The sequence below is a fragment of the Peptoanaerobacter stomatis genome (assembly GCF_000238115.1).
GTDB lineage: Bacteria > Bacillota > Clostridia > Peptostreptococcales > Filifactoraceae > Peptoanaerobacter > Peptoanaerobacter stomatis.
Genome location: NZ_JH414550.1, coordinates 171,111 through 177,110, shown reverse-complemented (window position 1 = coordinate 177,110; position 6,000 = coordinate 171,111). Strand labels below are relative to the sequence as shown.

General features: G+C 29.9%; 5 protein-coding genes. 4 read left to right on the top strand and 1 reads right to left on the bottom strand.

What is annotated here, in order from left to right:
• Both HMPREF9629_RS11300 and HMPREF9629_RS05010 read left to right on the top strand, forming a co-directional pair.
• The coding region (locus HMPREF9629_RS11300) for a hypothetical protein (RefSeq protein WP_009525277.1) at positions 1-515 on the top strand (515 nt) is incomplete at its 5' end.
• A 566-nt stretch (positions 516-1,081) separates the two neighbouring features.
• Positions 1,082-3,592 (top strand): stalk domain-containing protein, encoded by a 2,511-nt coding sequence (locus HMPREF9629_RS05010; protein ID WP_009525276.1) that lies wholly within the window; start codon positions 1,082-1,084, stop codon positions 3,590-3,592.
• A 269-nt stretch (positions 3,593-3,861) separates the two neighbouring features.
• Here the strand turns inward: HMPREF9629_RS05010 and HMPREF9629_RS05005 are convergent, their stop codons facing one another.
• The gene (locus HMPREF9629_RS05005; RefSeq protein ID WP_009525275.1) at positions 3,862-4,461 is read right to left on the bottom strand and encodes a peptidoglycan recognition protein family protein; all 600 of its coding nucleotides are present in this window, start codon (positions 4,459-4,461) and stop codon (positions 3,862-3,864) included.
• Positions 4,462-4,948: 487 nt separating this feature from the next.
• Here HMPREF9629_RS05005 and HMPREF9629_RS05000 point away from each other — a divergent pair, with 487 nt between their 5' ends.
• Positions 4,949-5,479, top strand: a complete 531-nt coding sequence (locus HMPREF9629_RS05000) for a sigma-70 RNA polymerase sigma factor region 4 domain-containing protein (protein ID WP_009525274.1) — start codon at positions 4,949-4,951, stop codon at positions 5,477-5,479.
• A gap of 9 nt (positions 5,480-5,488) precedes the next feature.
• On the top strand, positions 5,489-5,641 hold the full coding sequence (locus HMPREF9629_RS11410) for a YvrJ family protein (protein ID WP_009525273.1): 153 nt from the start codon (positions 5,489-5,491) through the stop codon (positions 5,639-5,641).
• The last annotated feature ends 359 nt before the right edge of the window (positions 5,642-6,000 follow it).

Sequence of the window (6,000 nt, the reverse complement as noted above, 5' to 3'; positions counted from 1 at the left end):
GTGATATATACAGGAGAAGACAAAAAGGAAACAGAACAATAAAATTAAGCGACACATACAAAGAAAAACAAGACTTGCCCCAACTTGAACTGACAATAAATATTATAGAAACATCATATCAACACAAAATAATATGGCAATACATAGAATTTTGCAGAATATTAAACGAACAAGCCAAAAAATACGGTTATACAAAAGAGATGATAGAAGAAACCATAAAAATATGCACAGACGAAGACATATTAAAAGAATATCTGTCAAAGAGAAAAAAGGAGGTAATGAGTATAATGTCAACACTATTTTCCCAAGAAGAAGTAACAAAATTCGTGATAGAAGAAGAAAGAGAAGAAGCAAAAAAAGAAGGGAAAGAGGAAGGAAGAAAAGAAGGAAGAAAAGAAGGAATGCAAAAAGAAAGAGTGGGGATAGCACAAAGATTACTGAAACTTAATATAAGCATAGATGATATAATAAAAGCTACAGGACTTGACAAAGAAACTATAAACACATTGCTATAAGAAACTCTAATAGTAATATCTTATAAAATAATGTAAAAAATAACTTACTGTATCTATCATTAAAACGTCTGTAATATAGATGTAAAGCATATGTAATTTGCAAAAATGGAAAAATTCATATATAATGTACACATACAATCAATGGACATCATACATATGATATTCATGCTGATATTAAATTCAATAAAACGATAGAAAATACCGCTGTACAAATTTAACAAAGTATAGAGCTGTTTATTAATATCGTTAATTTAACAGTTGTATATTGTTTTATATAATTTGTAAGTTTATAACTCGGTTGATTGAATAAAACAGTATGATATTGCCATAAGGGTTTGATTGTATATTAAATAATATCTTTATAAGATAGCCACGAATTATGACATAAAACTTACCTTATTTTACAACTACATTACAAAACCGAAAATCACTTGACGAGTAAAATTAGGAATGTTATAATTCACACTGTAATTAAATTAATTAAAAATCAAGAAAGCACATAATAATATTATGAGAGAGCGTAAGGCTCTAAAATAACATTATTATTTTAAGGGGGAAATTAAATTATGAAGAGAAAATTATCTCTATTAATGGCATTTATGATGGCTGCTACATTGCTACCTGCTCAACCTGCATTTGCAGCATCAAGAAATGCGTTCAACAAAACTGTATCAGCTACATCAGATGATATACTTGATGAAACGACAGGTGTAGTTCTTACATTAGCAAGAGACAGTGCTACAATAAAAGGTGCTAAACCTGGAGACTATTTTGAATTGCAATTGGCAGGAGATGCAAAATGGACATTTGACGCATCTGCTTGGAGAACTGATTACTATTATGATTCAGTGAATAATGAATTATATCCTCACAAAAATGTTGCTCCTTCAAATTATTCTTCAATAACAGGAAAAATTCCTGGACTTAAAGGTGTTAAAGTTAAGAGAATGACTGACTCTATATTGGGAGTAGAAGTTTTAAGTGCGGCTGAGATAACTGCTCAATACGGTGTTGATGCTATACAAGACGAACACGTAAAAGAAGTAACTATACCTATGATGGTAGACTTGAACGGAACTCCTGAAGGTGCTCAAAAAGTAACAGTAATACCTAAAAACTCAGAAGTAAGTGCAGGAGAATATTCATTCTCTAATGTTGGAGATACATCAGTAAGATTCAGAGTGCAAAAGAAAGAAAAAATATCAAGAAGCGGTAATACTAAAGTACAATTAATACTTGAAGAAATGACACAAAACGCTTTCAAAAATAATAAAGTAATAAAACTTAAATTACCAAGAGGTTTCACATGGGATATTAAAGGACCGAAAGCGGATCCGTTTAAACAACCTGATAAAGCTGAAGTTAAATTGGATTCAGAATCAGAAGGAAGAATATTAGAAATAAAAATTACAGGAGCTACAGGAAACTTAGATACTATATATACTAATATAGCTATAGTACCTGACAGAGATGCAAGATTCGGAGATGTAGAAGCTATAGTACAAGGTGATTTCGCATCAAACGTATCTCCTGGATCATTGGCAGTGGCTGAATATGTAGATTACGGAGTACAAATAAAAGCTGAAAAAGTGCTTAATGTTATAGCAGGTAAAGATATAGAAGGTCTATACAAATCAAAAATAACTATAGAAGAACCTGCTACATCATCACTACAAGGCAACAGATATATGACATTTATGTTTGCTGATGAAAACGGCAAAGAAGTAGATGCTTCATTACAACACGGTGAAATATTAAAAGTAACAAGAAAAGCGGGAGATGCAGCTACTGAGCTTAAGATAGATCAGGCATCTATTGACGCAGTTAAGAAAGACACAGGAAAAGTTACTTCTTATACTGTAAACACTTATGATAAAGCCGGTAAAGGTAAAGATAACAAGATGGCTAATAAATTCGATTTATATGTTAGCCAACAATCAGAAAAATCAAGAACTAAATTTGAATTGGACGTGCCTTTTGTAGTTGATTCAGGATTTACAGGTAAACTGTTCCTTAAAGTAAAAGGTGCAGGTGCAGAAGAACAATTGGTTCAAATAGCTGATGTTAAAGCTCCTGTTACATTTGAAGTAAAAGGTGCTCTTCCACAAGTTAAGATAGGTCTTCAAAAACAAGACGGACAAGATATACTTGTAAAAGAAACAGAAGCCGGAGCATTACAAGATTATGTTCCTGAAACAAGCGTAGATCATGCAGAATACAACCTTAAATTTGAAGATACTAATATCCAAACATACTTCAAGAGCGTAGCATACACACTTGATGAAGGTAATATCGGAATCAAAAAAGTAGATAAGAAAGATAAATATATCTACGTTCAAGTAGACAGAAGATCTACTAAACCTTCTGCAATAACATTGAAGAATATCACTGTAACTCTTGACAGATCAGTTCCTTACGGTGAATTAAGACTTAAAGGAAACTTCGGTGTAGTTGATGAAAGATATGACTTGAGCAAGACAGTTAAGAAATTTGATTACTTTACAACTATAACTCCAGTATCTGACGAAAAGAGAATAACTACAGTATTCACTATAGGTGAGAAATCTTATACAGAATTAGTTCGTGGAGTTAAAGAAGCTAAGACTGCAGATGTTGCTCCATTCATCAAAGATAACAGAACAATGTTACCTGTAAGATATATAGCTGATGCTATAGGTGCAGTAGTTAACTATGACCCTACTACAAGAATAGCAACATTCCAAAAATATCAATCAGTAGTAACTATGAATATAGACAAGAATGTTATGTACGTTAACGGTTCACCTGTACAACTTGACACTAAACCTGTTAATGTTGAAGGAAGAATATTCTTACCTTTAGCAAACATAGCTCAAGCGTTCGGTCTAAAACATGGCGAAACAATAATCTGGAATCAAGAAGCTAAGACTGTAACTATACTTCCTCAAGATGCAACACCTGAAGAAGTAAAAGCTGCTCAAGACGGAACAATCCTAAAAGATGCAAAAGAAGCTAAACCTGCTGAAGCTCCAAAAACTGAGGCTCCAAAAGCAGAAGAAAAGCCTGCTGAAAAACCGGCAGAAAAACCTGCAAAATAGTAATTGAAACTACTTGATAAAATAAAAAATAGAGTATCGTATAGATACTCTATTTTTTTGTGTGTAAAAATATTGAATACATTGAAAATAAATATGTTTGTTATATCAAGTATTATTATAAATATTTCTGTAATATATTTTTATATTATTTTTTAATAAAATTATGGATAATTTATATAATCATATAACATTGATACAAATAGCTTGTTGGAATATGATTTTTTGTTATTCTATTAGTTTTTACTGCAAGTAATAATTATAATATATTTTTAATTAGCATTTAATATTTTATTATTTTTTTCTAATGCAAGCAATTTTGTGTTTACATCTTTTCTGAAATTATTCATAGTAAGCCCCACATAATTCCACAGATGTTCTACGTCGGAGTGGTCGCTGGCATAGCCTAATTTGTGTGCTTCGCTGTGTGATAGTATGGTATATGCTTTGAGAGGGTTTAATGAAAACAGCTTGCATAAATACGCGAAATATTCTACTGCAAGGCAGTAAGTCTGTTTTACATATCTTTTTGTATAAATGGGGTCTGTGTCTTCAAACAAGCCTCCTTTTGTATATCTGATGCTTTTGGGTTCTGTGAGCTCTATACCTATATATCCGCTGTTATAGCTGCCTTTTTGTCCTTTTCCGCAATGCCAACCTCTAAAACTATATGGTAAAGTTTCGTATATTGCATAAGTTGACACGAAAGCGTGTACGCATTTATATACACCTGCTTTGTTCCAACTTTTTATAAAATTCATAGGATTTTCTACGTTGCAACCTACACTGTGTATCATCAATCCTTTTATATTCATCTTTGTAGCTGATTTGTAGCAGTCGTTCTTTGTGAGATGTTGCTTTATTATATTCATATTACTACCTCCTATATAATAGAAAATATATTCTATAAAATATTTTGTATTATCACTTCATATGTCTATTAAATTTTTATGATTGTAATTGCAGTGTACATATTGATTAAATCATAATAAATATTGAAATTACAAGATATTTAGAAAGTTTAATACATTGGGAATAAAAATGTATCTATTAAAAAATATCTATAAATTTAAAAAAAAGGTATACAAAATTTTAAAAATTTTATGCTTGAATTATAGAATATAATTTTCTATAATATATATCGTAATATAAATATTGATAAAAAAATAAGTAGCACATTATATATTTATGTATGTATGAGTTTTAATTTAAAACATTTATTTTTCAATATTTATATATTTATTAAACAGTTTCATTTTTATAAGTATATCTTATTTGAAATAATATTTTTTAGGAATGAAACGGATATTGTATTAATTATAATTTAGAAAATATTTTCTATTAATTGGAGGCAGAACGATGAGGAAGAATGAGTATAGTTATGTTGAAAATCTTGTTAAAACTTTTTTTGAAGGTGATGAATATGCCAAAGATGAGGCGTTATCTGAGATAATAGAGTGTTTTAAACCGCTTATTGTAAAGCTTATGTTCAGATATTTTTCTGTATATGATGAAGATATCATGCAAAGTGCGATAGTGGAGCTTATTGAAAGGACTGTGAGCTATGATTATCTGCACTACAACAGATTTGCAGGATATATAAAGAGGTTTATGGAATTATATTTCAAACGAATGTATTTTAATAATATTAATAGCTGTGAAATAATTTGCGATGATATGTATATGAGTGAGATGTCTTGCAATGATGTTTACAGTGTGGAAGTGGACAGCATGATGAGTATGCTGAGCGATTCGCAAAGGTATATAATAAAGAATAATGTGCTTGAAAATAAGAAATTGCAAGAGGTGGCAATAGATATGAAGATATCGTATGTATATGCCAAAAAGATAAAGAAATCGGCGCTTGATGTTATGAGAAAAAACATATAGGAGGATATTATGCAATATAATGAGATAGTGAATTTGGTGGGCAATATGGGTTTTCCGATAGGGATAACAATATATGTGCTTATAAGGTTGGAGTCAAAAATGGACAAATTGAACGAGAGTATAAACAAACTGACAAATGTGATTGATTATAACAAAAAATGATTAAAAATGAAAACTTTTTGATAGATTTCAGAATATCTTGATTTGAATATGATTTAGTATAAAAAATTTTTTGTATACTTTTTTATAAAAATCGGATATTAATTATTGAAAGACAAAGATAAGTCTTCAAATAATTTAAAGCGTTATAGACTAATGTTAAAAGTCAATATGATAATGGATATTCTTATTTTTAATAATTTATCAGCTAAGTAAACTCAATGCTGATTTTTGATAAAATAGTAGATGATTTATATGGGAAGTCCATAAATATGGTTATATTTTAGATTTGGACAATACTATTTTTTTCTACAGTTTTATTGAGTTTTAGTATAGCATATTCAAATTAAAAAGCTTATATC